The sequence below is a fragment of the Nocardiopsis sp. CA-288880 genome (assembly GCF_050955985.1).
GTDB classification, from domain to species: domain Bacteria; phylum Actinomycetota; class Actinomycetes; order Streptosporangiales; family Streptosporangiaceae; genus Nocardiopsis; species Nocardiopsis tropica.
This window is the reverse complement of the sequence record NZ_CP192105.1, coordinates 4861756-4884200: the sequence shown is the minus strand read 5'-3', so window position 1 is coordinate 4884200 and position 22445 is coordinate 4861756. Positions and strand designations below refer to the sequence as shown.

The window sequence follows — 22445 nt, the reverse complement described above, 5'->3', positions numbered from 1 at the left end:
CCCTCCTCCCGGCCCGCCGGCACGCGGGTAACGTGGGAGAAGGGCCCCGGCACGGGCGCCGGATCGGGGGCAAGCCCTAAGGGATCGACCGGATGTGCGCTCCGGCGCCGGATGGGAGACTGGGCCCATGCCTGAGAACCTGACGTGGATGACCGGTGTGATCCTGGGAGGCGGCCTCACCCTCGTGGGGCTGGTGATCTCCTTCGTCGTGTGGCGCGCGAAGGGCGCCGCCCACGGTCTGCGGGGGGTGGCGTGGTCGCTGCTCCCGCTGGCCGCCGGTCTGATCGGGTTGATGAACGCCGTCTGGCAGTTCGTCATGAGCATCGTCGGCATCCTGGTGGGGCTGCTGTTCAACCCCGCCGTGTGGGCGGGCGTGGCCCTGGCGGGCCTGGCGGTGGTCCTCTACGTCGTCTCCGGCGTCATGGCGGCCCGGGGTGTGGGGACCCGGTCCAGGGGCGGGCCCTCCGAGGAGCCGAAGGCCGCCCGGGGCGGCGGACAGGCGGGCGCCGCCGGTGCGGCCAAGCCCGCGGCCGGCCAGGTGGGCGCGGCCCCGAAGAACCCGAAGAAGACGGCTGCCGACGACGACCTCGCCGACCTCGGCGACATCGAGGCCCTCCTGCGCAAGCGCGGTATCGACTAGGTCCTCGCGATCGCACCGGCCCCGCGCCCTCTTCCCCAGGGCGCGGGGCCGACTGCTGTGTCCGGTTTCTCCCGATACCACGGACCGGTCGCCGTACGGACCGGGGGCCGGTTCCCGGTCCTGTGGCGGGTGGCCCGGTTCCGGTGACGGAGCGTGCGGACCCCCAGGTTCTCGGGGTGATGACGGCACAGTAACGGCCGAGTCACTGCTCGCTTTGCGCGTTCATACCGTCACTCTTCGACGCATAGCACTTGCCATAGGACGCCGTTCTCGGGATGGACGCGGGCGGAAGCGGACGTATCGTGGGGGATCGCGCCAGTGCCACATCGCCCCAGCTCGCGGCCGGTCGTCGGATGAATGCGAACTCTGTCATCTTTTGTTGTTATATACGTTTTTTGACAGTGTTTGTCACGATTTAGATACATGGCCAGGGATTGGACGATATGCGCTCAAAGGGCGAGTAGGTTTGTCGCTGTGTAACAGCCCGGGCGTGACGGTCCCCGGATGTGCCCAACTCCTCATGTGAAGCGGCGCACCCCGGCGGCCAGAGTCGGCGAAGGCGGGTCACCCACCCGCCGCGCGGACCAGCGCCCACGCCAGCCAGCGTCGAGAACCGGCCGGCCCCACCGTGAGATCCCCGACGGGTCAACCCCCGGAGGTCTCACGTGTGGGATCTGCGCGTTCCCCTCGGCCAGAAGCGTATGAGTGGAGAGTGGTGGCCTGATGAGCGCGCCCTCGCATGTCCCTGAGTCGGCGGAGCAGTCCGACGCTGTGGACGTCGCAGTGACGGCCCCCGTGGGCCGCAGTGACGCGGGCAACCGGTCCCTCCGGCAGATCGCCTGGCAGCGGCTGCGCAAGGACAAGGTCGCGATGGTCTCCGGGATCGTCGTCGTACTGCTCATCCTGGCCGCGATCCTCGCGCCCCTCCTGGTCAAGTGGTTCGGGTACCCCCCCACCCAGTTCAACCAGGACCTGATCGAGCCCAACACGGGCCTGCCGATGAGGGACCCCGACAACCCGGACCCCTTCGACACCGACCCGTGGGGCGCCATCAGCGGCGACCACCTGCTGGGCATCGAGCCCAAGACCGGTCGCGACCTGTTCAGCCGCATCCTCTACGGCGCCCAGATCTCCCTGCTGGTGGCCTTCCTCTCCACGCTGCTGTGCGTGGCCCTCGGGACCATCCTCGGCATCATCGCGGGCTACAAGGGCGGCTGGGTCGACACCCTCATCAGCCGGGCGATGGACGTCTTCCTCGCCTTCCCGCTGATGCTCTTCGCCATCGCGCTCGTCGGCGTCATCCCCGACGGGGTCCTCGGCCTCGAGGGCAACGGGCTCCGTGTCGGCGTCATCGTGTTCATCATCGGGTTCTTCAACTGGCCCTACATCGCGCGCATCGTCCGCGGACAGACGCTCTCGCTGCGCGAGCGCGAGTTCGTCGAAGCGGCCAGGAGCCTGGGCGCCAGCAACCGGCACATCCTCTTCCGGGAGATCCTGCCCAACCTGGTCACGCCGATCGTGGTCTACTCCACGCTGCTGATCCCGACCAACATCCTCTTCGAGGCGGCCCTGAGCTTCCTGGGAGTGGGCATCAACCCGCCCACCCCGAGCTGGGGAAAGATGCTCTCCGACGCGGTCCCCCTGGCCCAGTCCGCCCCGTACTACATCCTCTTCCCGGGCCTGGCCATCTTCATCACCGTCCTGGCGTTCAACCTCTTCGGCGACGGCCTCCGGGACGCCTTCGACCCCAAGACCTCCGACTGACCAAGGCCGGTGTGGCTGCCCCGCCCAGACCACGCCATCCAAGGCACGGGTCCGACCACTGGTCGATCCCATCCCCACATCAGGTTCGCAAGAGAGGCAGTTCCTTGAGGAAACGCACCCTCGGATTCGTCGCGCTGGGCGCGGCGGCGTCCATCTTCCTTTCAGCTTGCGGCGGTGGTGGCTCCGAGGGCGGAGACACCCAGGCCAACGGCGCCTACGACCAGGGCTCCACGGAGATCGTGAACCCGTCCGACCAGACCGGTGGCACCCTGCGCTACGCCATCTCCTCGGACTTCGACTCCACCGACCCGGGCGACACCTACTACGGGTTCAGCTGGAACTTCACCCGGTACTACGCCCGTACGCTCCTGGCGTTCACCCCGGCCCCGGCCAACGCGTCCACCGAGCTGACCACGGACATGGCCACCGGCATGCCCGAGTCCAACGACGACTTCACCGAGTGGACCGTCAAGATCCAGGAGGGCCTCAAGTACGAGGACGGCTCCGAGATCACCGCCCAGGACATCAAGTACGCGATCGCCCGCTCGAACTACAACGGCGGCGAGCTGCCCAACGGGCCGCGCTACTTCGAGGCGCACCTGGACCAGGAGCCGTTCAACGTCTTCGAGAGCGACGACCCGATGGCGGAGTTCACCGCCGTCGAGACGCCGGACGACTACACCCTGGTCTTCCACCTCAAGGACTCCTTCTCCGAGTTCCCGTACATCCTGACCCAGCCGCAGACCGCCCCGGTCCCGCTGGACAGCGACCGCGGCGCGCTCTACAAGGAGAACGTCGTCTCCTCCGGGCCGTACAAGTTCGACGGGGCCTACCAGCCCGGCGTCGCGCTCAACCTGACCCGCAACGAGCACTGGGACGGCGAGACCGACCCGATCCGCCCGGCCCTGCCTGACGAGATCACCGTCGAGATCGGCGTGGACCAGGACGAGATCGACCAGCGCCTGGTCAACGGCGAGATCGACGTCGACCTCTCCGGTGTCGGCGTCGGCCCGGCCATGAAGAGCACGCTGCTCACCGACGAGGCGGCCCAGCCCAACCTGGACAACCCGCTCTCCGGCGCCCTGCGCTACGTCAACATCCACACCCCGGTCATCGAGGACGTCGCCTGCCGCCAGGCGATCATGTACGCGGCCGACCGTGACAGCCTGCACCGCGCCTGGGGCGGTGAGAGCGGCGGCGACCTCGCCACCAACCTGCTCCCGCCGACCATCCCCGGCGCCGACCCGGAGTCGGACCTCTACCCGTCCACGGACAACAAGGGCGACCTGGAGGCCGCGCAGGCCAAGCTCGAGGAGTGCGGCGAGGACGAGGGCTTCGAGACCACCATCGCCGTCCGCGACGGTCGTCCCAACGACATCGCCACCGCCGAGGCCCTGCAGGAGTCCCTGACGCGCGTCGGCATCCAGACCGACATCCAGACCTTCCCGGCCGAGGACTTCTTCGCCCAGTACGCCGGCTCGCAGGACTACGTCCGTGAGAACAACATCGGTCTGAGCGTCTCCGGCTGGATCCCCGACTGGGCCACCGGCTACGGCTTCGCCTCCAAGATCACCGACGGCGACGCCATCCAGGCGACCGGCAACTACAACACGTCCGAGCTCGACGACCCCGAGGTCAACGGCCTCTGGGACGACGCCCTCAAGACCGAGGACCCGGACGAGCGCGCCAACATCTACTCCCAGATCGACACCCTGGTCATGGAGCAGGCGGCCATCCTGCCCGTCGTCTTCGACCGCGCGATGTTCTACCGCTCGGACGAGCTGACCAACGTCTACTACACGTCGTCGTACGCCATGTACGACTTCATGGCCATCGGTGTGGACCGGGGCTAGAGCCCCAGCCGGCCTGAACTAGTACGAGAAGGCAGGTGAACGCGGCGGGGGTCCCACGGCCCCGTGGGTACCCCCGCCGCCGACCGCGATGCTGAACTATATTCTTCGCCGCCTCGGAGCGGGGCTGCTGCTGCTCGCCGTCGTCACGGCGGTGACCTTCTGTATCTTCTACGTCCTGCCCCGGTGGGCGGGCGTGACCCCGCGCGGCATGGCCGCCATGTACGTGGGCAAGGCGCCCACGCCCGAGGCGCTCGACGCCACGGTGGCCCGGCTCGGCCTCGACCAGCCCATCGCCGTGCAGTTCTTCGACTTCGTGAAGTCGCTGCTCTTCGGTTCCGAGTACACCTTCGGTCGGGAGACCGTGGAGTGCGCGGCCCCCTGCCTCGGCTACTCCTTCACCACCAACAGCCCCGTGCTGCCCCAGCTGCTCGACCGCCTGCCGGTCACCATGTCGCTGGCCTTCGGCGCGGCCGTCATCTGGGTCATCGGCGGCGTGGCCGTCGGCGTCCTGTCCGCGGTCAAGAAGGGCAGCCTCTTCGACCGCCTGGCCATGGGAACCGCCCTCGTCGGCGTCTCCATGCCCGTGTACTTCACCGGCCTGCTGGCCCTGGCCTTCCTCGTCCACGAGTGGAACCTGTTCCCCGTCTCGCGGTACGTGCCGCTGGGGGAGGACCCCGTCGGCTGGTTCCAGGTCATGATCCTGCCCTGGGTGACGCTGGCGTTCCTGCACGCGGCCCAGTATGCGCGGCAGACCCGCGCGGGGATGCTGGAGACCCTGGGCGAGGACTACATCCGCACCGCCCGCGCCAAGGGGCTCAGCGAGCGCCGCGTGATCTTCAAGCACGCGCTGCGCCCGACCCTGACCCCCATCGTGACGATCTTCGGCCTGGACCTGGGCCTCGTCCTCGGCGGCGCGATCCTCACGGAGAAGGTGTTCTCCCTCAACGGTGTGGGCGCCTACGCCATCGACGCGATCATCGGCAAGGACCTGCCGGTGGTGCTCGGCGTGACCCTGCTGGGAGCCGTCTTCATCGTCATCTGCAACCTGATCGTCGACCTGCTGTACCCGATCGTCGACCCGCGGGTGCGGATCGCGAAGTAACGCGCGACAGCGTTCGACCAGACCAGCTCTAATGAAGGAATGTGACATGGCCTCGACCGAGCCCGTCGTCCGCGTGGACGACCTGAGGGTGACGTTCCCGACCATGGACGGCGACGTCCAGGCGGTGAACGGGTTGTCCTTCGAGGTGCCCGCCGGCGGCGCCCTCGGCATCGTGGGCGAGTCCGGCTCGGGCAAGAGCGTGACGTCGCTGGCGCTGATGGGCCTGCACCGGGGCAGCCGGGCGCGGATCAGCGGCGCCATCGAGGTCGTGGGCAAGGACGTGGTGTCGGCGTCGGACAAGCAGCTGCGGCGGATGCGCGGCAACGACATCGCGATGGTGTTCCAGGACCCGATGCAGTCGCTGCACCCGCAGTACACGATCGGCAACCAGCTCGTCGAGGCCTACCGGATCCACAACCCCAAGGCCTCCAAGGCCGACGCGGTCAAGCGGGCGGTCGAGTCCCTGGACCGGGTGGGCATCCCCGACCCGGCCAAGCGGATCAACTCCTACCCGCACGAGTTCTCGGGCGGCATGCGCCAGCGCGTGGTCATCGCGATGGGGCTGATGTGCGATCCCAAGGTGCTGCTGGCGGACGAGCCGACCACGGCCCTGGACGTGACGGTGCAGGCGCGCATCCTGGACCTGCTGGACGAGCTGCGCCGCGACCTGAACATGGGTCTGATCCTGGTCTCCCACGACCTGGCCGTGGTGGCCGGGTCGGTGGACGAGGTCGTGGTCATGCGCCACGGCGTGGCCGTGGAGCGCGGCGACGTGCGCCGGGTCCTGTCCGCCCCCGAACACCCCTACACCCAGGGGCTCCTGGCCGCGGTGCCGCGGGTGGAGGTCTCCCGCGCCCAGCGACGCGCCCAGGACCGCGCGGACCGGATCGAGAAGGAGCAGCGCGAGGGCACGGTCACCGAGCCCGGCGAGTTCAAGGCCTTCGTCCCGCCCGTGAGCGGTACCGGCGACAACACCGGCGAGCCGCTGCTGCGGGTCGAGGACGTGGCGCAGCGGTTCAAGGTGCGCGGCGGCACGTGGGGCAAGGCCACGGACTTCTGGGCGGTCAAGGGTGTGTCCTTCGATCTGCACCAGGGGGAGACGCTGGGGATCGTGGGGGAGTCGGGGTCGGGTAAGAGCACGTTGTCGCGGATGGTGATGCGTCTGCTGGAGCCCACCCGGGGCCGGGTGGAGTTCGAGGGGCGCGACATCACGCACATGTCGGAGCGGGCGCTGCGTCCGCTGCGCCGTGATGTGCAGATGGTGTTCCAGAACCCCTACTCCTCGCTCAACCCGCGTCTGACGGTGGGGGACGCGATCGGTACGGCGCTGCGGGTGCAGGGGGAGAGGGACGGCAAGAAGGTGCGCCGGCAGGTGCAGGAGCTGTTGGAGCGGGTGGGGCTGGAGCCCAACCACTACAACCGTTTCCCGCACGCGTTCTCGGGCGGTCAGCGTCAGCGGATCGCGATCGCGCGGGCGCTGATCCTCAAGCCGAAGCTGATCATCTGCGACGAGCCGGTGTCGGCGCTGGACGTGTCGACGCAGGACCAGGTGCTGCGGTTGTTGTCGGAGCTGCAGGACGACTTCGGGCTGACGTACATCTTCGTGGCGCACGATCTGGCGGTGGTGCGCCAGGTCAGCGACCGCGTCGCCGTCATGCGCGCCGGCGAGGTCGTCGAGTCCGGTGACAGCGACTCGGTGTACGAGAACCCGCAGAGCGACTACACGCGCCAGCTGCTCACGGCGGCGCCCGTGCTGGACCCGGACGAGGCCCGCCGCCTGCGCGCGGAGCGCGTGGAGAAGCGCGCCAAGGGCGAGGCCGCCTGAGCCCGGCCCGGCCGGGACGGGCCGCCGGCCGGGCGGAACGGTAGGACGCGGAGGCGCCGCGGGGGACACCCCCGCGGCGCCTCCGCCGTTGCGGCTCACCCCCGCCCGGTGGCAGCCTCGGCGAACAGGTCCGCCATCTCGCGGGCGTAGGCCCCGTGCTCCTCGGCGGGGCGCCGTGCCACGGACCGCGGGGCGGAGCTGAGCGCGGCGAACAGGGCGTCGGTGAAGACCTCGGGGTCGAAGGGGCGGAACTCCCCGTGGCGCTGCCCCTCGGTGAGGAAGCCGACCAGCTCGGCCCGGCCCGCCTCGTTCCCCCGGGCGACGTGCTCCTGGAGCGCGGGCGGGAGCGCGGCGGAGAGCACCTCCCGGCGCGCGACCATCTCCTGGGGGTGGCTCGCGCAGTACGTGACGTGGCCGGTGACGATCCGGCGCAGACCGTCCTCGAAGCCCTCCAGGGGCTCGGGTCCGCCTTCCATCGCGCGGTCCAGGCGGGCGTCGATGTGGCCGAGGACCTCTCTGATCAGGTTCTCCTTGGTCTTGAAGTGATAGGTGATCAGCCCCGGGCTGATCGAGGCCCGTGCGGCGATGCGCACGAAGGAGGCGCGGGAGTACCCCTCCTCGGCGATGGCGGCGATCGCCGCCGTGACGATCTGTCGGCGGCGGGCGTCCTCGATGAAGGACCGGTCTCCGTCCGTCCTGTCGACTGGTTGCATGTATAGAATCCTATATGCTCAACTAGGAACATGGCGAACACCGGAGGAGAGGATCTCGGAACCCCGTGAAGAACGACCGCGTACTCGCCCTCACCGGAGCGACGGTGCTCGTGGGCGCCTCGCTCACGCCACGACGGGACTGCACCGTCCTGGTCTCGCAGGGCCGCGTCGGCGCGGTCGGGGCCGACGTCGTGGTCCCGTCGGCGGCCCGGGTCCTCCACCTGCCCGGACACACCGTCCTGCCAGGTCTGATCGACACCCACGTCCACCTGGGCGCGCCCGAGGAACCCCCGCGCCGTCCCGCCCGCGGAAGGGCGGGACGGCCCGGCACCGGTAGGGGCGCAGGAGGACGACGGACCGGGGCGGGCCTCGCGGGACGGCTCTCCACCGGAGCGGCGCAGGTCCGGGCCGTCGCCGACCGGATGCGCTTCCAGCCGCGCAAACGCCGTGCCTTCCTGGAACACGGGGTCACCACCGCGTGCAGCCTGGGGGACGACAACGCCTGGGCGCACGACTTCCGGAAGAGGACCGCGGAGGGCGGGCTGGTGGGACCGCGCCTCCTCATCGCCGGGCCGCTCTTCACCGCTCCGGGCGGGCACCCCGTCGCCACCCTGGGCGCCGAGCCCGGCGCCGACTGGGTCCGGGTGCCCCGCTGTCCGGAGGAGGCGCGCGAGCAGGTCGCGGCGCTCGTCACCGGCGACGACCCCGTGGACGTGGTCAAGGTCGTGCAGGACCGGGGCGACCCCCGCCGACGGAGCCTGGAACCGATCGAACCGGGCGTCCTGGCCGCGATCGCGGACGAGGCCCGCCGGCACGGCGCGCCCCTCGCCGCCCACTGGGGGACCCTGGAGGACCTGTCCGAACTCCTCGACGCGGGCGTCGACGTCCTCCAGCACCTCGAACCGCGCGGCCCCCTCCACGGCTGGCCGCCGCGCCTGCTCGACGCCATGGTCCGGGGAGGCGTCGCCCTCGCCCCGACACTGGCCGTCACCGAGGCGCTGCTGGACGAGGAGGTCGCCGCCTCGCTGCGCGCGAGGGCCGCCGAGTTCCTCGACGCGGGCGGCACCCTTCTGGCGGGCAGCGACGCCGGGATGCCCGCCGTGCGCGCGGGGGCGGGGCTGGTCCGCGAGATCGAACTCCTGGCCTCCTGCAAACTCACCCCGCGCCAGGCGCTCACCGCCGCGACCTCCGCTGCGGCCCGCGCCCTGGACGCGCCCCACCTCGGCGCGGTCGAACCCGGCCGCGCCGCCGACCTCCTCGCCGTGCGCGGGGACCCGCTGGCCGACCTCGGCGCGCTGCGCCGGGTCGCGCTGGTACTGCGCGACGGGCGAGCCGTCGTCGACCGAACCCGAGAGAAGGCGTCATGAGCAGGGCCGAGCAGGCGACGAACCGACCGACCGTGGTCCGCGACGGAGCGGTGACCCACGTGCTGCTGTGGACGTGCTTCCCCCTGCTCGGGGCGGCGGCGGGCTGGGTCCTGTCCGTGGTCCCGGGGTGGCTGGCGGCGCTTCCGGAGTGGGTCCACGCGCTTCCCATGGTGCCGGGGCGGGAGCAGCTCGACCTCCTGGCCGGACTGGCCGGACCCGTCCTCACCACTGTCCTGACCGCCGTCGGCCTGGGGGCCGGCGCACTGCTGGCGCTGCTGTCCTACGACGACATGGTCGTGGTGGAGGTCGGCGACGGGGGCGTGCGGATCACCCGCGGGGGGAAGGGGTCGGAGGTCGGACGCGACCGTGTCGGCACGGTCTTCCCGGACGGCAAGGACCTGGTCGTCCTCGGCCCGGACACCGCCGAAGCCGTCCGCGAGCGCACCGACCACAGCGCCGGGCGCCTCCGCGCCGCCTTCGAGGCGCACGGCTACCGGTGGTGCGACGACGACCCGCACGCGGACGAGTTCCAGCGCTGGGTGGACGGGATGCCCGGCCTCGAACAGCACGCGCAGGCGGTCCTGAGGGCGCGCCGGACCGCGTTGGAGTCCGGGGACGCGGACGACTGCGCGGAACTGCGCGGCGAGCTCGCCCGGCTCGGCGTGGTCGTGCGCGAGGAGGGGAAGCGGCAGTACTGGCGCCCGGTGCGGCGCGGAGCGGTGGAGGAGGGCTGACCCGCGCCCGACGGGGGAGCGGGGGGCGGCCGGAGCCGGAGGGCGCGCCCGGCGCGCCCTCCGGGACGCTTCAGGGGCGGGGACGCGGCGGAGGCCGCCCCCCTTCCCGGGGGTCGGGCGCCCCGTCCCGGCGCCGCGCTGTTCCCCGGGCTCCTGTCTCCCGGGGGCCGGGACGGTGCGGTGGCGCGGTGTCGGGCCCCTGCGCCGACCGGCCCGGTTCCTGCGCCCCCTCGCCGATGCGGTGGTTGCCGCGCGGCCCGTGCGCGGGCGAGCCGATCCTGCGCCTGCAGTACGGGCAGTGTCCTGAGACGACCACGGTTGCTCCTCAGTCGTTGACCATGGCCAGGAACAGGACGCCGCAGAAGACGAGGAAGGCCGTGGTCGGCCATGACGAGAACTGACCCTTGAAGTTGCGTGCGGTCACAGACGCCTCCGTGTGCCGAGGGAAGGGGAAGACGGAACCTGAGTACCACGCCACGGTGACACTCCGCAGTTCCCCGCTACGAAAAGTCACCCTCTGTCCTGCTTGTCGGGTGTCCTCCGCCGCGACCGGGGTGGAAGACCCCCGGGCGTCGGGGGCGGCCGCTGTGCGGCGGGTCCGCCGTGCGCCGCCTCCCGCCGGTCGGCCCGTCGTCATCGGAGCGGTCGATCCGGGAATGAAAACGGTTATCATTGGCTTATTAGGCGTGAGACCCCGAGGAGGCATCCATGGCACGCAACGAGGTACGCCCCATCATCAAGCTCAAGTCCACGGCGGGCACGGGCTACACCTACGTGACCCGCAAGAACCGGCGCAACACACCCGACCGGCTCACCCTGAGCAAGTACGACCCCCGGGTCCGCCGCCACGTCGAGTTCCGCGAGGAGCGCTGACCCGGCCCGGCCGCCCGCACAGCCGCCGCGCCCCGGTCCCGGCCGGGGCCGGCGCCGAGGACACCGCCAGGAGGCACGCATGAAACCCGGAATCCACCCCGCCTACGGGCCCGTCGTCTTCCGCGACCGCGCGGGGGACTTCTCCATCCTCACCAGGTCCACCGCCACCAGCGACAAGACCATCGAGTGGAGCGACGGCAACACCTACCCGCTGATCGACGTCGAGATCTCCAGCGCCAGCCACCCCTTCTACACCGGCAACGCCCGGGTGGTCGACACGGCCGGGCGCGTGGAGCGCTTCCAGCGCCGCTACCAGCGCAAGGGCTGACGCCCGACCGCGGCGGGGCGAGCGCCCCGCCGCCCGACCCACCCCACGACAACGACGAGGACAGGGCCGATGGCCGTACCCAAGCGCAGGATGTCGCGCTCCAACACCCGCACGCGCCGCTCCCAGTGGAAGGCCGCCACCCCGGACCTGGTGCGCGTCACCCTGGGGGGACGCGAGCACCTGGTGCCGCGCAACCTCGTCCGCGCCTACCGGCGCGGACTGCTCTCCCCGCCCGCCTGAGCGGGACGCGACGACCGCCGCCGCGCGCCGGGCCGCCCCCGGTGCGCGGCGGCGTCCGTGTTCAGACCACCCGGACGACGTGCTTGCCCCGCACGCCCCCGGCCTCCAGCGCCCGGTGCGCGGCGGCCACGTCCGAGAGCGGGTGCACCGTGTCCACCACGGGCCGCAGGGAGCCCTCCTCGACGTACCGGGTCAGGTCGGCGAACAGCGCGTGCCGGGGCTGGCCGCTGAAGAACCGCACCCGCCGTGAACCGAACGCGTACGAGGCCAGGACGTAGCCCACCATGGCCGCCGAGTCGAAGGACAGCCCGATCATGCGCCCGCCGGGCGCCAGCAGCCGCCGCAGGGCCGGCAGGTCCGACCCCACGCTGTCGACGACGACGTCGAACCTCCCCAGCTCTGCCAGGGGGGTCGCGGCGTAGTCGAAGACCTCCTCGGCGCCGAGCCCGCGGACCAGGTCCAGGTGGCGCGCGGACGCGAGTCCGGTGACGCGCCCGCCCATCGCCTTCGCGAGCTGCACCGCGGTGTTGCCCACGCCGCCGCTCGCCCCGCGCACGAGCACCCGCTCGCCGCTCCTGAGGCGGGCCTTGTCGCGCAGGGCGGTGATCGAGGTCGTGCCGACCGGCAGGGCGGCGGCCTCGACCAGGTCCACGCCCTCCGGCGCCAGGGACACCTGCCGGGTCGGCACCGCCACGTACTCCGCCGCGCTGCCGAACCCCATGTTCGGCAGCAGGCCCCACACCCGGTCGCCCACCCGGTAGCCGGTGGCGCCCGGCCCGGTCTCCGCGACCTCGCCGGTGAAGTCCATGCCGACCCGCTTGGGGAAGGAGCGGCCCGTCACCCACCGGAGCCTGCCCGAGCGCAGCAGCCGTTCACCGCCGTTCACGCTGACGGCGTGGACCCGCACGAGCAGCTGCCCGGGGCCGGCGGTCGGGACCGGGACCCGGCCCTCGTACAGGACCTCCGGAGGGCCGTACTCGTCGTACAGCGCCGCTCTCATCAGGCTCGCCGATCCCATCGCCCACTCCTTCGGATGTGCGGAGGACACGCTCCCCGCCTCATGTGGACAGGGCCGTCCGCTTTCTCTCCACGCTAACGCGCTAAACGGACAGCACCATCCGTTTGCCGTAAAGTGAGAGGCATGGCAGAGCGGACCTCTCGGATGGAGCCCGGCGGCGGCGCCCGCGTCACGGAGAACCCCTCGGGCGCGGGGGCGGAGCCGCCCGCCGCGGGCGAACCCCCGACCGGCGGCCGGGGCCTGCGCTCCGACGCCCGGCACAACCGCAGGCGCATCGTGGAGGCCGCACGGGCGGCGTTCGCCGAGCGCGGGATCGACGTGCCGATGGTCGCGATCGCGCGCCGGGCGGGGGTGGGGCCGGCGACCCTCTACCGCCGCTTCCCGACCAGGGAGGCCCTGGTCGCCGAGGTCTTCGCCGACGAGATGACGGCGTGCGCCGGGCTGGTGGACGAGGCGCTCGCCGACCCCGACCCCTGGCACGCCTTCTGCACGGTGATCACCAGGGTGTGCGCCATGCAGGCGGCCGACAGGGGCTTCACCGAGGCCTTCCTCGCGGCCTTCCCCGACTCCCCCGGCTTCGACGAGCGGCGCGCCCACGCCGAGCGCGGCCTGGCCGAGCTGGTCCGCAGGGCCAAGGAGTCGGGGCGGCTGCGCGCCGACTTCGCCCGGGAGGACCTCGCCCTGGTGCTCCTGGCCAACGGCGGCATCGCCACATCCGACCCGGAGACGACCCGGGCGGCCTCGCGGCGCCTGGTCGCCCACCTGATCCGGTCCTTCGAGAGCGCGGGCGGCTCCGGGGAGCTGCCCCCGGCGCCCCCGATCGGCCTGGGCGGTCTGTACCGGTTGCCGGGGGACTGACGCCGACCGGGGCGCGTACCCCGACCGCGCGTACGAAACGCCCCCACCCCTGGCATCCGAATCCCCGTGAGTCGGGCAGGCTTGGACCCGTGACGACCCGAACCGCTCCGGACGCCCCCGCCCCGGACCCCAGCACCGCGCGCACACCGCGCAGACCCGTCGACCTCCTCCTGGGCACGGCGGGCCTGCTGCTGGTGGCGGCGATCATGCTCGCCGTCCGCGTGGCCACCGACAGCGGCGACGCGGCCGACCCCGACCGGCTCCGAGCGATCATGCCCTCCGGCCTGCTCCTGCTCGTCGCGGTGGGCGCGAACCTGGTGATCATCGTCCTGGTCTGCTACGTCGTCCTGCGCACCCTGTTCACGGGGAGGCCCCGGGACCTCGCGCGCGCCATGGCCTCGGGCGTCGCCGCCTACGTCCTCGCCTCCCTCATCAACGCCGCCCTGGCCACCCTGATCAGCCCCGGCCAGGTCCCCAACCCCCTCACCCCCGCCCCCGACGACGTCTTCACCGGCGCCACCCTCGGCTACGTGGCCGCCGTCCTCGCCTTCATCCGCACGATGCCCACGGGCCTGCCGCGCACCCGCTCCGTCCTGTGGGCGGGGAACACCGCCGTCGCGGTCTGCGCCCTCCTGGCCGGGGTCACCAGCCTGCTCGCCCTCGTGCTCACCGTCCTGGTCGGCCTGACCTGCGCCTTCCTCGCCCGTTACGCCATCGGCGCGGGCGCTCCCGCCCCGGCCGACGACCGGCGCCTGCGCGCGGAGCTGGAACGGTTCGGCATGACCGCGACCACCGTCGCCCGGGCGGGCGAGGACCGGGAGGGCAACCCGCGCCACCTGGCCGAGCTCGACGACGGCGGCCGGGTCGAGGTCACCGTGCTCAGCTCCGAGAACACCTCCGGGTTCTGGCGGCGCCTGCGCGACCTGGTGTTCCTGCGCGGGCCGGTCGCCCCCCGGATGCTCTACGGCGTGCGCCGCCGGGCCGAGCACGCCGCGCTGATGAGCTACTCCGCCCGGAACGCCGGCGTCACCGTGCCCCGGGTCCTGGGCGTGGGCGAACTCGGCCCCGGCACCGTCGTCCTCGTCCGCGAACTCCCCGGCTCCCTGCCCCTGGAGGACCTGGACGACGACGCCCTCACCGACGACGTCCTCGACCTGTGCTGGAACGGGCTCGGGGCCCTGCACCGCCACCGCATCGCCCACGGCGGGCTCAGCGGGGCCACGGTCGGGATCCTGGGGACCGCCCCGGAGAGGGCGGGGTTCACCGGCATCGACCGCGGCACGGTGGCCGCACCGCAGATGAGGATCTCCCTCGACCACGCCGCGATGGTCACCCTGCTGGCGATGCGGGCCGGCGCCGAACGCGCGGTGGACTCGGCCGTGCGCTCCCTCGGGGTTTCCGCCACGGCGGCGATCCTGCCCTTCCTGCAACCGGCCGGCCTGCCCTACCCGCTGCGCTCGGGCCTGCGCGCGAACCGCGGGCTCCTGGGCCGGCTGCGCGAGCGCATGGTCGAGATCGCCCCCGAGGCGCCCGCCGAACCGGCCCGCCTGGAGCGCATGCGGCCCCGCACGATCGTCAGCTTCGTGGTCGCGACCGCCGTCGGGCTGGTGCTCCTCTACCAGCTGACCGGGGTCGACTTCAGCACCATCGGCCAGGCCGACCCGGTGTGGGCGGCCGCCGCCTTCGTCATGTCCACCGTGTGCATGGTCGCCGCGGCGATGATCCTGGTCGGGTTCGTGCCGGTCCCGCTGCCCTGGTGGCGCACGGTCATGGTCCAGTACGCGGCCTCGTTCGTGCGGATCGCCGCCCCGGCCGGGCTCGGGTCCATCGCGGTCAACACCCGCTTCGTCACCAGGGCGGGAGCCCCCACCGCGCTGGCGCTGTCGGCCGTGGGCCTCACACAGCTGGTCGGGTTCCTCGTCCACGTGCCGCTGCTGCTGGTGTGCGCCTACCTCACCGGCTCCTCGTACTGGACGGGCTTCACCCCCTCGCCGACCGTCGTGGGGGTCAGCATCGCGGGGACCGCGGTGGTCGCCGTGGTCCTGCTGTCGCCCCGCATGCGCCGGGCGATCGCCTCCCGGACCCGCCCCTACCTGCAGGGGGTGCTGCCGCGGCTGCTGGACATGCTCCAGAGCCCGTCCTCCCTGCTCCTGGGGTTCGGGGGGACTCTGCTGCTGACCGTGGGGTTCGTGCTGTGCCTGTACGCCTCGGTGTCGGCCTTCACCGACCCGGGCACGCAGGTGAGCCTGGTCGCGGTCGCCGTGGTCTTCCTGGCGGGCAACGCGATCGGCTCGGCCGCGCCCACCCCGGGCGGCCTGGGCGCGGTCGAGGCCGCGCTGATCGGCGGGCTCACGGCCGTGGCGGGCGTGCCCGCGGCCGTGGCGCTTCCCGCGGTGCTGCTGTTCCGGCTGCTGACCTTCTGGTTCCCGGTCCTGCCGGGCTGGGCGGCCTTCAGCCACCTCCAGCGCCGTGAGGCGATCTGACCGGGCGGGCTGCGGCGGGGGTGCGCGCCGGACCCCGCCGGGGGCGGGCGGGGAGCGCGGTGGCCGGCGCCGCTAACCTGGGAGGACGGGGCCCGTGCGAGCGTGCGGTCCGCGATCCCCGGCCCCTCCCCGCCCGAGGGCGGAGCCCGACGGCGGGACTCCTGTCCCGGCGCGGGGGCGAGGGCGTCGAACACCGCGGCCCCGGCTCCGGAGGCGAGCGGTTCGGGCAGGTCAGGCGAGTGATCCCATCATGTGCCGTTTGTCACTGGCGGGCATCGGCGGGGGCAATCCTGAATTAAGATCGGGAAAATAGGAAATTCTGATGGAAGGTCGGGTGAGTCCCGTTCCCTCCATCGCACCGCACCCGTGAGGATCCCCTTCATGCGCCGCACCGCCATCGCCGTCCCCGCCACCGCAGTACTCCTGGCGGTGGCCGCCTGTGGCGCCCCGTCCGAGAACGCCTCCGAAGCCGCCTCCGGCGAGGACACCCTCGTGGTCGGCGCGACGGCGGTCCCCGCCGGGGACATCCTGGAGTTCGTCGACGCGGAACTGGCGGCCGGGGCCGGGCTGGACCTGGAGATCGTCGAGTTCTCCGACTACATCGCCCCCAACGCCGCCCTCGACGAGGGGCAGCTGGACGCCAACCTCTACCAGCACGCCCCCTTCCTCGACGAGTTCAACGAGGGCAACGGCACCGACCTCGTCTCCGTCCAGGAGATCTACCTGCCCCCGCTGGGCCTGTACTCCAACGAGGTCGACGCGGTCGAGGACCTGCAGGACGGCGCCGAGGTCGCGCTGCCCAACGACCCGACCAACGAGTTCCGGGCGCTCCTGCTGCTGGAGGAGGGCGGCCTGATCACCCTGGCCGAGGGCGTCGACGAAGCCACCTTCTCGCTCTCCGACATCGAGGAGAACCCGAAGGACCTGGAGTTCCGCGAGGTCGAGGCCGCGCAGCTGCCCCGCTCGCTGGACGACGTGGACGCCGCGATCGTCAACAACAACTACGCCCAGGAGGCGGGCCTGGACTTCGAGGAGGACAGCATCCTCCTGGAGCAGGTCGAGGGCAACCCGTACGTGAACGTCCTCGCCGCCCGCGCCGACAACGCCGACGACCCCCGCGTGGCCACCCTTGTGGAGCTGCTGACCTCGCAGGAGACCGCGGCGTTCATCGAGGAGGAGTACGCCGGCAGCGTCATCCCCGTCACCGCCGGCTGATCCCGGCCTCCCGCGCACCCCGTCCGGAGGCGCACCCCGGCCTCCCGCGCACCCGCACGGCCGTCCCACCGCACCGGTGGGGCGGCCGTCGGCCGTGCGGGCGGCCCCGTGGTCGCCGCGGGTCTCCCGGAAGGCATCGGTTCCGGCCGGAAGGACCCGCCACCGGGTGCGACCGCTCGAACCCGTGGCCGGATGGGGCCATCTCCCTCCGTGGCGGCCCCGCGAACGCATACCGTGATGGGCCCCTACTTCGGAGGTCCTATGAGAGGCTGTCTCGTCTTCCTGGCTCTGGGCATCGCGGGCGGCATCGGTTACCCGCTGGTGGCAGGGGTGGCGGGCGGCGACCTGTCCGCCCTGCTCCCGCTCACCGCCCTGGCGGCGGTGACCGCGGCGCTGGTCCTGTTCACCCGCACGCGGTGGAAGGGGGCAGCGGGTGACGGCAGCACCTCCGTGGTCGTCGCCGCCGCTGCCGTTGACGCCATCGACGGCAGCAACGGCAGCGACGGCAGCGACGCCAGCGCCGACGGTGCCGGGGGCGACGACCGGGAACGCGGTGGCGGTGGCCGTGTCCGGAACCGCGTGGCCAGGGCCGGGCTCGTCCTGTTCATCGGCATGTTCCCCGTCCTGTTCCTCCTCGCGTCGTTCGAGGCGGTCTCCTGGCTCGCCCCCTACGCGATGGGCGCGGGCGGCGTCGGGTTCGCGCTCTCCCTCCTCGGGGACGGCGGCAGCACCGGCGGGGACGGCGGTGACGGCGGCGGTGAGTGACGGTGGCCGGGCCCGCACCGTGCCTGCTCGGGCCGGTGGCCCCGAAGCCGCGGCCGGGGGCGGGGGCGGGGCAGCCGGGCCGGGCAGGAGGGAGACGGCGGCGGTGGGACGGCCGTCCGGGGCCGCGCGGAACCACCCCGCCCCGGGCCGGGAGGCGCCGACGGCACGGCGGGTCCGCGCTCCACGGCGGTTGAGTCTCAAGCCGCTCGAGACCCGATAGTGGCGGTATGCACGACAACGACCTGTACCCGATCGGGGACGCCGCGCGCCGGGCCGGCCTGAGCGTCAGCGCCGTCCGGTTCTACTCCGACGCCGGGGTCATTCCCCCCACAAGCCTGACCGAGGCCGGCTACCGGCTCTACGACGTCCACGCCATCGCCCGGCTGGAGCTCGTGCGGACCCTGCGTGAGCTGGACGCCGGCCTGGAGGACATCCGCCAGGTGCTCGACGGCGAGAAGACCCTGCACGACCTCCTCACCGCCCACCTGGGGATCGTCGAACGCCAGGAGCGCGGCCTGCGCGCGAAGCGCGCCGTTCTGAGGACCCTGGTCCGGCAGGAGGGAACCGCCGCCCAGGCGGCGCTCCTGCACAAACTCGTCTCGATGACCGACGAGGAGCGCGAACGGCTCGTCGACGACTTCTGGAACGAGGTCGGCGCCGGCCTCGACGTGCCCTCCGGGTTCGTCGAGCGGTTGCGGCAGCTGCGGCCGCAGCTGCCGGAGGACCCCACCGCCGCCCAGCTCGAGGCCTGGATCGAGCTGGCCGACCTGGTCCGGGGCCGGGAGTTCCGCGCAGCGGTCCACGACTACCTCCAGGTCACCTACACGACCGAGCCGGGGAAGCTCCTCGCCGCCTCACCGGTGCAGGAGTTCATGTACGAGACGGGGGTGCCGATCATCGAGGAGATCATCGCCGTGCACCGGTCCGGGGAACCCGCGGACTCCCCACGCGCCCAGGAGGCGGTCGTCCGCCTGGCCGATGCCGCCGCCGCGCTCGGCGGCGGTCCGGCCACCGCCGAATCCCGGGACAGGATGGCCTCGTACTTCGTCGAACTCCTCAGGCTGGAAGAGGAGGAGCCGCTGGAGGACCCCTGGTTCGACAGCACGCACGGCAGGTACATGAGCCTGGTGGCGGTGATCAACGGGGCCCCGCCCGGAGGGGAGGAGGACCCGGTGCCCTGGCCCTGGATCATAGCGGCCCTGCGCGCGTCGGTCCCCGGGGACTGACGCGCGCGGGGACGGCGCGAGGACAACCCGCACCCGGGCCGGAGCGCCTGGTCGTCCTGCGGGGCAACGGCGGAAGCGCCTCCGAGGAGTGGGGGTCCCGGACGCGGAACGGTCCCGCGTTCTGTGCCGTGGGTTCCGGCGGTCCCCGCGACTCCCTGGATTTCAGGGAGTTGCGGGGACCGTGGATGTCGAGGGGTGGAAGGCAGGGTTCTTCGAGGCGCTGGACCGGGAGGACGGCAGCATCTCGGGTGCTGCTCGGGCGGTCGGGACGAACCCTCGCACGGCGGCCGACCGGACGCGGAAGGCCGGAGTGCGCGGTCGCCGCGGCACGGGTCAGTCCGTGAGGGCCTCGGCGAAGAAGGCGAGCGAGCGGTCGACCTCCCCCAGGGAAGGGCCGCGGTTGAGGTGCCCGTGCGGCATCCCCGCCGCGAGGTAGGTCCTGTGGGGAACCCCCGACTCCTCCAGCTGCCTGGCGAGCAGTTCACCGGAGGGCCGCAGGTCGTCGTACTCGGACAGCAGGATGCTGGTCGCCGGAAGGCCGGACAGGTCCGCGGCCCCGGGCATCGCGTCGGCCGGGAGCCCGCCCACGCGGCCCACGTAGTTGCGCACCATGGCCTCGATCGACTCCGGGGTGAACCGCAGGACCGGCGGCAGGACCTCCATCCGGGCCGCGCCGTCCGCGTCCAGCGCCGGGGTCGGGAAGTGGACGAAGGGGTAGGCCAGCAGCACGGAGCGGGGGAGGGGGAGGCCCCGGTCGCGCAGCCGCAGCGCCGTGGACAGGGCGAGCGCGGAACCCGCGCTCGCCCCTCCGAGGGCGACGGCGCCGGCCTCCGCCCAGCCCGTTCCGGCGAGCCACGTCCACGCCGCGTACGCGTCGTCGACGGGGACCGGGTAGCGGACGCCGTTCACGGCGAGGCGGTAGTCGACGGAGACGACCAGGGCCCGGGCGCGGGCGGCCAGCTCCGAACCGACGGTGTGCGCCTCCGGCATGTCCAGGTCCCCGGCCATGAACCCGCCGCCGTGCAGCCACAGCAGCGCGCGGCCGCTCTGCTCCCGCGGCCGGTAGATCCGCACGGGGACCTCCCCGTGGGGGCCGGGGACGGTGCGGTCCTCGACCGAGACGTCGGGCATCCGCCACTCGGCGGGGTCGCGGTGGTACTCGGCGAAACTCCGCGCCGCCTCGGGGTCCGACCGCGCCATGGCGCGGTCGCCGAGGCCGTCGAGGTGGTGCAGCCTGCCGGCGAGGTAGGGGTCGAGGGTCATGCCGTCTCCGGGTTCTCGGGTCGGTGCGTCCCGGGTGCGTTCCGCGGACCGCGGGGAGCGGCCGGACCGGGCACGCGGAGGACGGCGGTGTCCGTGGCGCACGCGGCAGCGGGGTGGGACGCGGTGATCCTGTCATACCTGGGGGACGGCGCCCCGAACCGCTCCGGGCGGTACGGCCGTTCCGGGTGCGGGTCCCGGTCGACGCGCCCCCGGGGCCGCCCGCCGCCGGCACGGGAGTCCCCCGAGGCGCCGCCGGGCACGGACGAGCCCCGCCCGGGCTCCCCAACCCGGACGGGGCTTCTCTCCTGTGATGGTCTCGTCAGCGGTTGGGCGGGGCCGCGCTCACGTCCGCCAGCGCGGAGTCCTCGTCGATCGTCCGCGCCAGGTCGCCCATGGTCACGATGCCCACGACCTCCGGCCCGTCGACGACGGGCAGGCGGCGCACGCTGGACGTGCGCATGGCGTGGACGGCGTCCCGGAGGCTGCTCTGCCGCGGAACGGTCACGACCTCGGCGCTGCAGACCTGGCCGACCGTGACCCTGTCCGGGTCCCCCTCGTCGGCCACGCAGCGCACCACGATGTCCCGGTCGGTGAGCACCCCGCGGATCCTCCCGGAGTCGGTCACCACGACATCGCCCACGTCCTCGTCCCGCATGATCCTGGCGGCCTCGCGCAGGGTCGTTTCCGGTGCGACCGTGTGAACGGTCTCGCTCATCACTTCGGCGATACTGTCCGCCATGGTCAGCTCCTCTCACGGTTGCCGGCCTCGCACAGGGCCCTAGCCGACTTCCCGACGCCTAAACGTTCCCTTCCCCCCTTCCTCGCGTGTCCGGGCGCGGCTCCGACGCCCGGGAGGGCGCGGTCCGGGCGATACCGGGTGCGGGCCCGCAGATGGGGGCCGTGCCGCCGGAGAGGACCGGTTCGACGGCCGGGGGTCGCGCCGGACCGGTGGGGGCGGCAGACCCCTGCCGGTCGGGGCCGACGCGTTCCGGGAACGGGGTGCCTCGGCGCGCTCAGGAGCGGGGGGCCGCGGCGCCCTCGGCGGCGGTGGCGGCCGCCCGTGCCCCGAAGGCGAAGCCCGCGGCCGCCAGCGCCCCGAGGGCCTCGACCGTCCGGGGGTCCTGGGCCGCGTCCGGGGTGACGGTGCGCAGCCCTCCCGGACCGAGGGACGCCAGGGCCCTCGTCAGGTCCGGGGACGGAGGGGGCGCCGGAGCCCTGAGGGGGAACGGTGCGAACACGGCGAGGGCCGCGGCCACCGTCCACAGTTCGTGGAGCAGGCCGTAGCCCAGCGCCCCCTCCAGGGTGCGGCCCGTGGGGGAGTCCGCCCACAGGTCCAGCGCCCCGCACAGGTCCGCGTGCTCGACCCCCGCCTGTCGCAGTTCGTTCCGCATCAGGGACTCGTGGCTCTCGTAGCGGTGCGCCGCGGTGTCCCAGCGGATCGCCGCGGCGCGGGCACGGCGCCAGCTCACGAACGGCACCAGCCCGGGCGCGTGCAGGACGTCCCCGGCCACGGCCTCCCCGGGGCGCGCGAGCAGCGCGGACCGCCGGGCGCCCATCGCGTGGTCGTTGCCCACCAGGCTCGTGTCGCCGTCGTGCTGGACCAGGTTGGGCACCGTGACGAACGCGCTCCGGCCCCGCCCCTCCAGGAACCGGGCGATCACCTCGTCGTCGGCCTCGGCCGGGTCGCGGGAGTCGATCGTCCCGACCAGGGCGGAGGCCGTCGCCGCGGGCAGCACCAGGCCGACGGTGGGCACGAAGGCGTCGACGCACTCGGCGAGGCCGAACCCGCCCATCGACGCCCACCGCGCCATCGACCCCGTTCCCGACCCCCATTCACAGAACAGGGCGACGGGAAGGTCCGGGTGGGCGGACAGGACCCCGGCCAGGGTGTCCGCCATACCGGCCACCGGTACGGCGTCGTCCTGGAGCACCAGGTGGTGGGTGGCCTCCGGCGGTACCGCCGCCCAGGCGGCACGTGCCGTCCGCAGGGTCGCCGGAGGGCCGTCCGGTTCCGGGTCGAGGACGACCCGGGGGGAGAGCCCGGGGAGGGAGGCCGCCAGGCGGCGGGCCGCCGCGGAGCGCTTCGGGTGCGCCATGATCGCGCAGGAGAGGTGGACGCCGGACATCAGTGCCCCCGGTGGGTGGAAGGAAGGGCGTCCCCGGACTCGGGGACGACGG

General features: G+C 73.0%; 20 protein-coding genes. 15 read left to right on the top strand and 5 right to left on the bottom strand.

Annotation, left to right across the window (positions count from 1 at the left end):
- Positions 1–127: 127 nt before the first annotated feature.
- The 5 genes from ACQPYD_RS21295 to ACQPYD_RS21275 all read left to right on the top strand — a co-directional run bounded on the left by ACQPYD_RS21295 (position 128) and on the right by ACQPYD_RS21275 (position 7184).
- Positions 128–640, top strand: a complete 513-nt coding sequence (locus ACQPYD_RS21295; RefSeq protein WP_433697358.1) for a cellulose synthase — start codon at positions 128–130, stop codon at positions 638–640.
- Between the two features lie 723 nt (positions 641–1363).
- Positions 1364–2404 carry an ABC transporter permease gene (locus ACQPYD_RS21290; RefSeq protein ID WP_433697357.1) on the top strand — a complete coding sequence of 347 codons (1041 nt, stop codon included), beginning with the start codon at positions 1364–1366 and terminating at the stop codon, positions 2402–2404.
- A 104-nt stretch (positions 2405–2508) separates the two neighbouring features.
- A complete protein-coding gene (locus ACQPYD_RS21285) occupies positions 2509–4257 on the top strand; it encodes an ABC transporter substrate-binding protein (protein ID WP_433697356.1) in 1749 nt (582 codons plus the stop codon).
- An 88-nt stretch (positions 4258–4345) separates the two neighbouring features.
- Complete coding sequence (locus tag ACQPYD_RS21280) at positions 4346–5359, top strand: ABC transporter permease (RefSeq protein WP_267945247.1); 1014 nt, start codon at positions 4346–4348, stop codon at positions 5357–5359.
- 46 nt (positions 5360–5405) lie between these two features.
- Entirely contained in the window at positions 5406–7184 is a 1779-nt protein-coding gene (locus ACQPYD_RS21275; RefSeq protein ID WP_433697355.1) for an ABC transporter ATP-binding protein, read from the top strand.
- A 95-nt stretch (positions 7185–7279) separates the two neighbouring features.
- Here ACQPYD_RS21275 and ACQPYD_RS21270 read toward each other — a convergent pair whose 3' ends face one another.
- Positions 7280–7897 carry a TetR/AcrR family transcriptional regulator gene (locus ACQPYD_RS21270; protein ID WP_267945245.1) on the bottom strand — a complete coding sequence of 206 codons (618 nt, stop codon included), beginning with the start codon at positions 7895–7897 and terminating at the stop codon, positions 7280–7282.
- Positions 7898–7962: 65 nt separating this feature from the next.
- Here ACQPYD_RS21270 and ACQPYD_RS21265 point away from each other — a divergent pair, with 65 nt between their 5' ends.
- The 5 genes from ACQPYD_RS21265 (at position 7963) to rpmF (ending at position 11439) form a co-directional block, all read left to right on the top strand.
- Complete coding sequence (locus tag ACQPYD_RS21265) at positions 7963–9264, top strand: amidohydrolase family protein (RefSeq protein ID WP_433697354.1); 1302 nt, start codon at positions 7963–7965, stop codon at positions 9262–9264.
- Positions 9261–9998, top strand: coding sequence for a YqeB family protein (locus ACQPYD_RS21260; RefSeq protein WP_433697353.1), 738 nt, complete (start codon positions 9261–9263; stop codon positions 9996–9998). The genes ACQPYD_RS21265 and ACQPYD_RS21260 overlap by 4 nt, the downstream gene beginning before the upstream one ends.
- A gap of 708 nt (positions 9999–10706) precedes the next feature.
- Positions 10707–10871 carry a 50S ribosomal protein L33 gene (gene rpmG / locus ACQPYD_RS21255; RefSeq protein WP_267945242.1) on the top strand — a complete coding sequence of 55 codons (165 nt, stop codon included), beginning with the start codon at positions 10707–10709 and terminating at the stop codon, positions 10869–10871.
- A gap of 79 nt (positions 10872–10950) precedes the next feature.
- On the top strand, positions 10951–11199 hold the full coding sequence (locus tag ACQPYD_RS21250; protein WP_267945241.1) for a type B 50S ribosomal protein L31: 249 nt from the start codon (positions 10951–10953) through the stop codon (positions 11197–11199).
- 69 nt (positions 11200–11268) lie between these two features.
- Complete coding sequence (gene rpmF, locus ACQPYD_RS21245) at positions 11269–11439, top strand: 50S ribosomal protein L32 (RefSeq protein WP_433697352.1); 171 nt, start codon at positions 11269–11271, stop codon at positions 11437–11439.
- 61 nt (positions 11440–11500) lie between these two features.
- On the opposite strand, the gene ACQPYD_RS21240 is transcribed toward rpmF, so the two are convergent.
- Positions 11501–12457 carry an NAD(P)-dependent alcohol dehydrogenase gene (locus ACQPYD_RS21240; protein ID WP_433697351.1) on the bottom strand — a complete coding sequence of 319 codons (957 nt, stop codon included), beginning with the start codon at positions 12455–12457 and terminating at the stop codon, positions 11501–11503.
- Positions 12458–12580: 123 nt separating this feature from the next.
- On the opposite strand from ACQPYD_RS21240, the gene ACQPYD_RS21235 reads away from it, so the two are divergent.
- The 5 genes from ACQPYD_RS21235 (at position 12581) to ACQPYD_RS21215 (ending at position 19004) form a co-directional block, all read left to right on the top strand.
- Entirely contained in the window at positions 12581–13315 is a 735-nt protein-coding gene (locus ACQPYD_RS21235; RefSeq protein WP_433697350.1) for a TetR/AcrR family transcriptional regulator, read from the top strand.
- An 89-nt stretch (positions 13316–13404) separates the two neighbouring features.
- Entirely contained in the window at positions 13405–15798 is a 2394-nt protein-coding gene (locus tag ACQPYD_RS21230) for a lysylphosphatidylglycerol synthase transmembrane domain-containing protein (RefSeq protein ID WP_433697349.1), read from the top strand.
- A 381-nt stretch (positions 15799–16179) separates the two neighbouring features.
- Positions 16180–17013: a MetQ/NlpA family ABC transporter substrate-binding protein gene (locus ACQPYD_RS21225; RefSeq protein WP_433697348.1), complete on the top strand. Its 834-nt coding sequence runs from the start codon at positions 16180–16182 to the stop codon at positions 17011–17013.
- 261 nt (positions 17014–17274) lie between these two features.
- Positions 17275–17778 (top strand): hypothetical protein, encoded by a 504-nt coding sequence (locus tag ACQPYD_RS21220; protein WP_433697347.1) that lies wholly within the window; start codon positions 17275–17277, stop codon positions 17776–17778.
- A gap of 227 nt (positions 17779–18005) precedes the next feature.
- The gene (locus tag ACQPYD_RS21215) at positions 18006–19004 is read left to right on the top strand and encodes a MerR family transcriptional regulator (protein ID WP_433697346.1); all 999 of its coding nucleotides are present in this window, start codon (positions 18006–18008) and stop codon (positions 19002–19004) included.
- A gap of 333 nt (positions 19005–19337) precedes the next feature.
- Here the strand turns inward: ACQPYD_RS21215 and ACQPYD_RS21210 are convergent, their stop codons facing one another.
- The 3 genes from ACQPYD_RS21210 to ACQPYD_RS21200 all read right to left on the bottom strand — a co-directional run bounded on the left by ACQPYD_RS21210 (position 19338) and on the right by ACQPYD_RS21200 (position 22393).
- Complete coding sequence (locus ACQPYD_RS21210; protein WP_433697345.1) at positions 19338–20267, bottom strand: alpha/beta hydrolase fold domain-containing protein; 930 nt, start codon at positions 20265–20267, stop codon at positions 19338–19340.
- A gap of 319 nt (positions 20268–20586) precedes the next feature.
- A complete protein-coding gene (locus tag ACQPYD_RS21205; RefSeq protein WP_433697344.1) occupies positions 20587–21006 on the bottom strand; it encodes a CBS domain-containing protein in 420 nt (139 codons plus the stop codon).
- A gap of 274 nt (positions 21007–21280) precedes the next feature.
- Positions 21281–22393: a hypothetical protein gene (locus tag ACQPYD_RS21200; protein ID WP_433697343.1), complete on the bottom strand. Its 1113-nt coding sequence runs from the start codon at positions 22391–22393 to the stop codon at positions 21281–21283.
- Positions 22394–22445 lie beyond the last annotated feature (52 nt).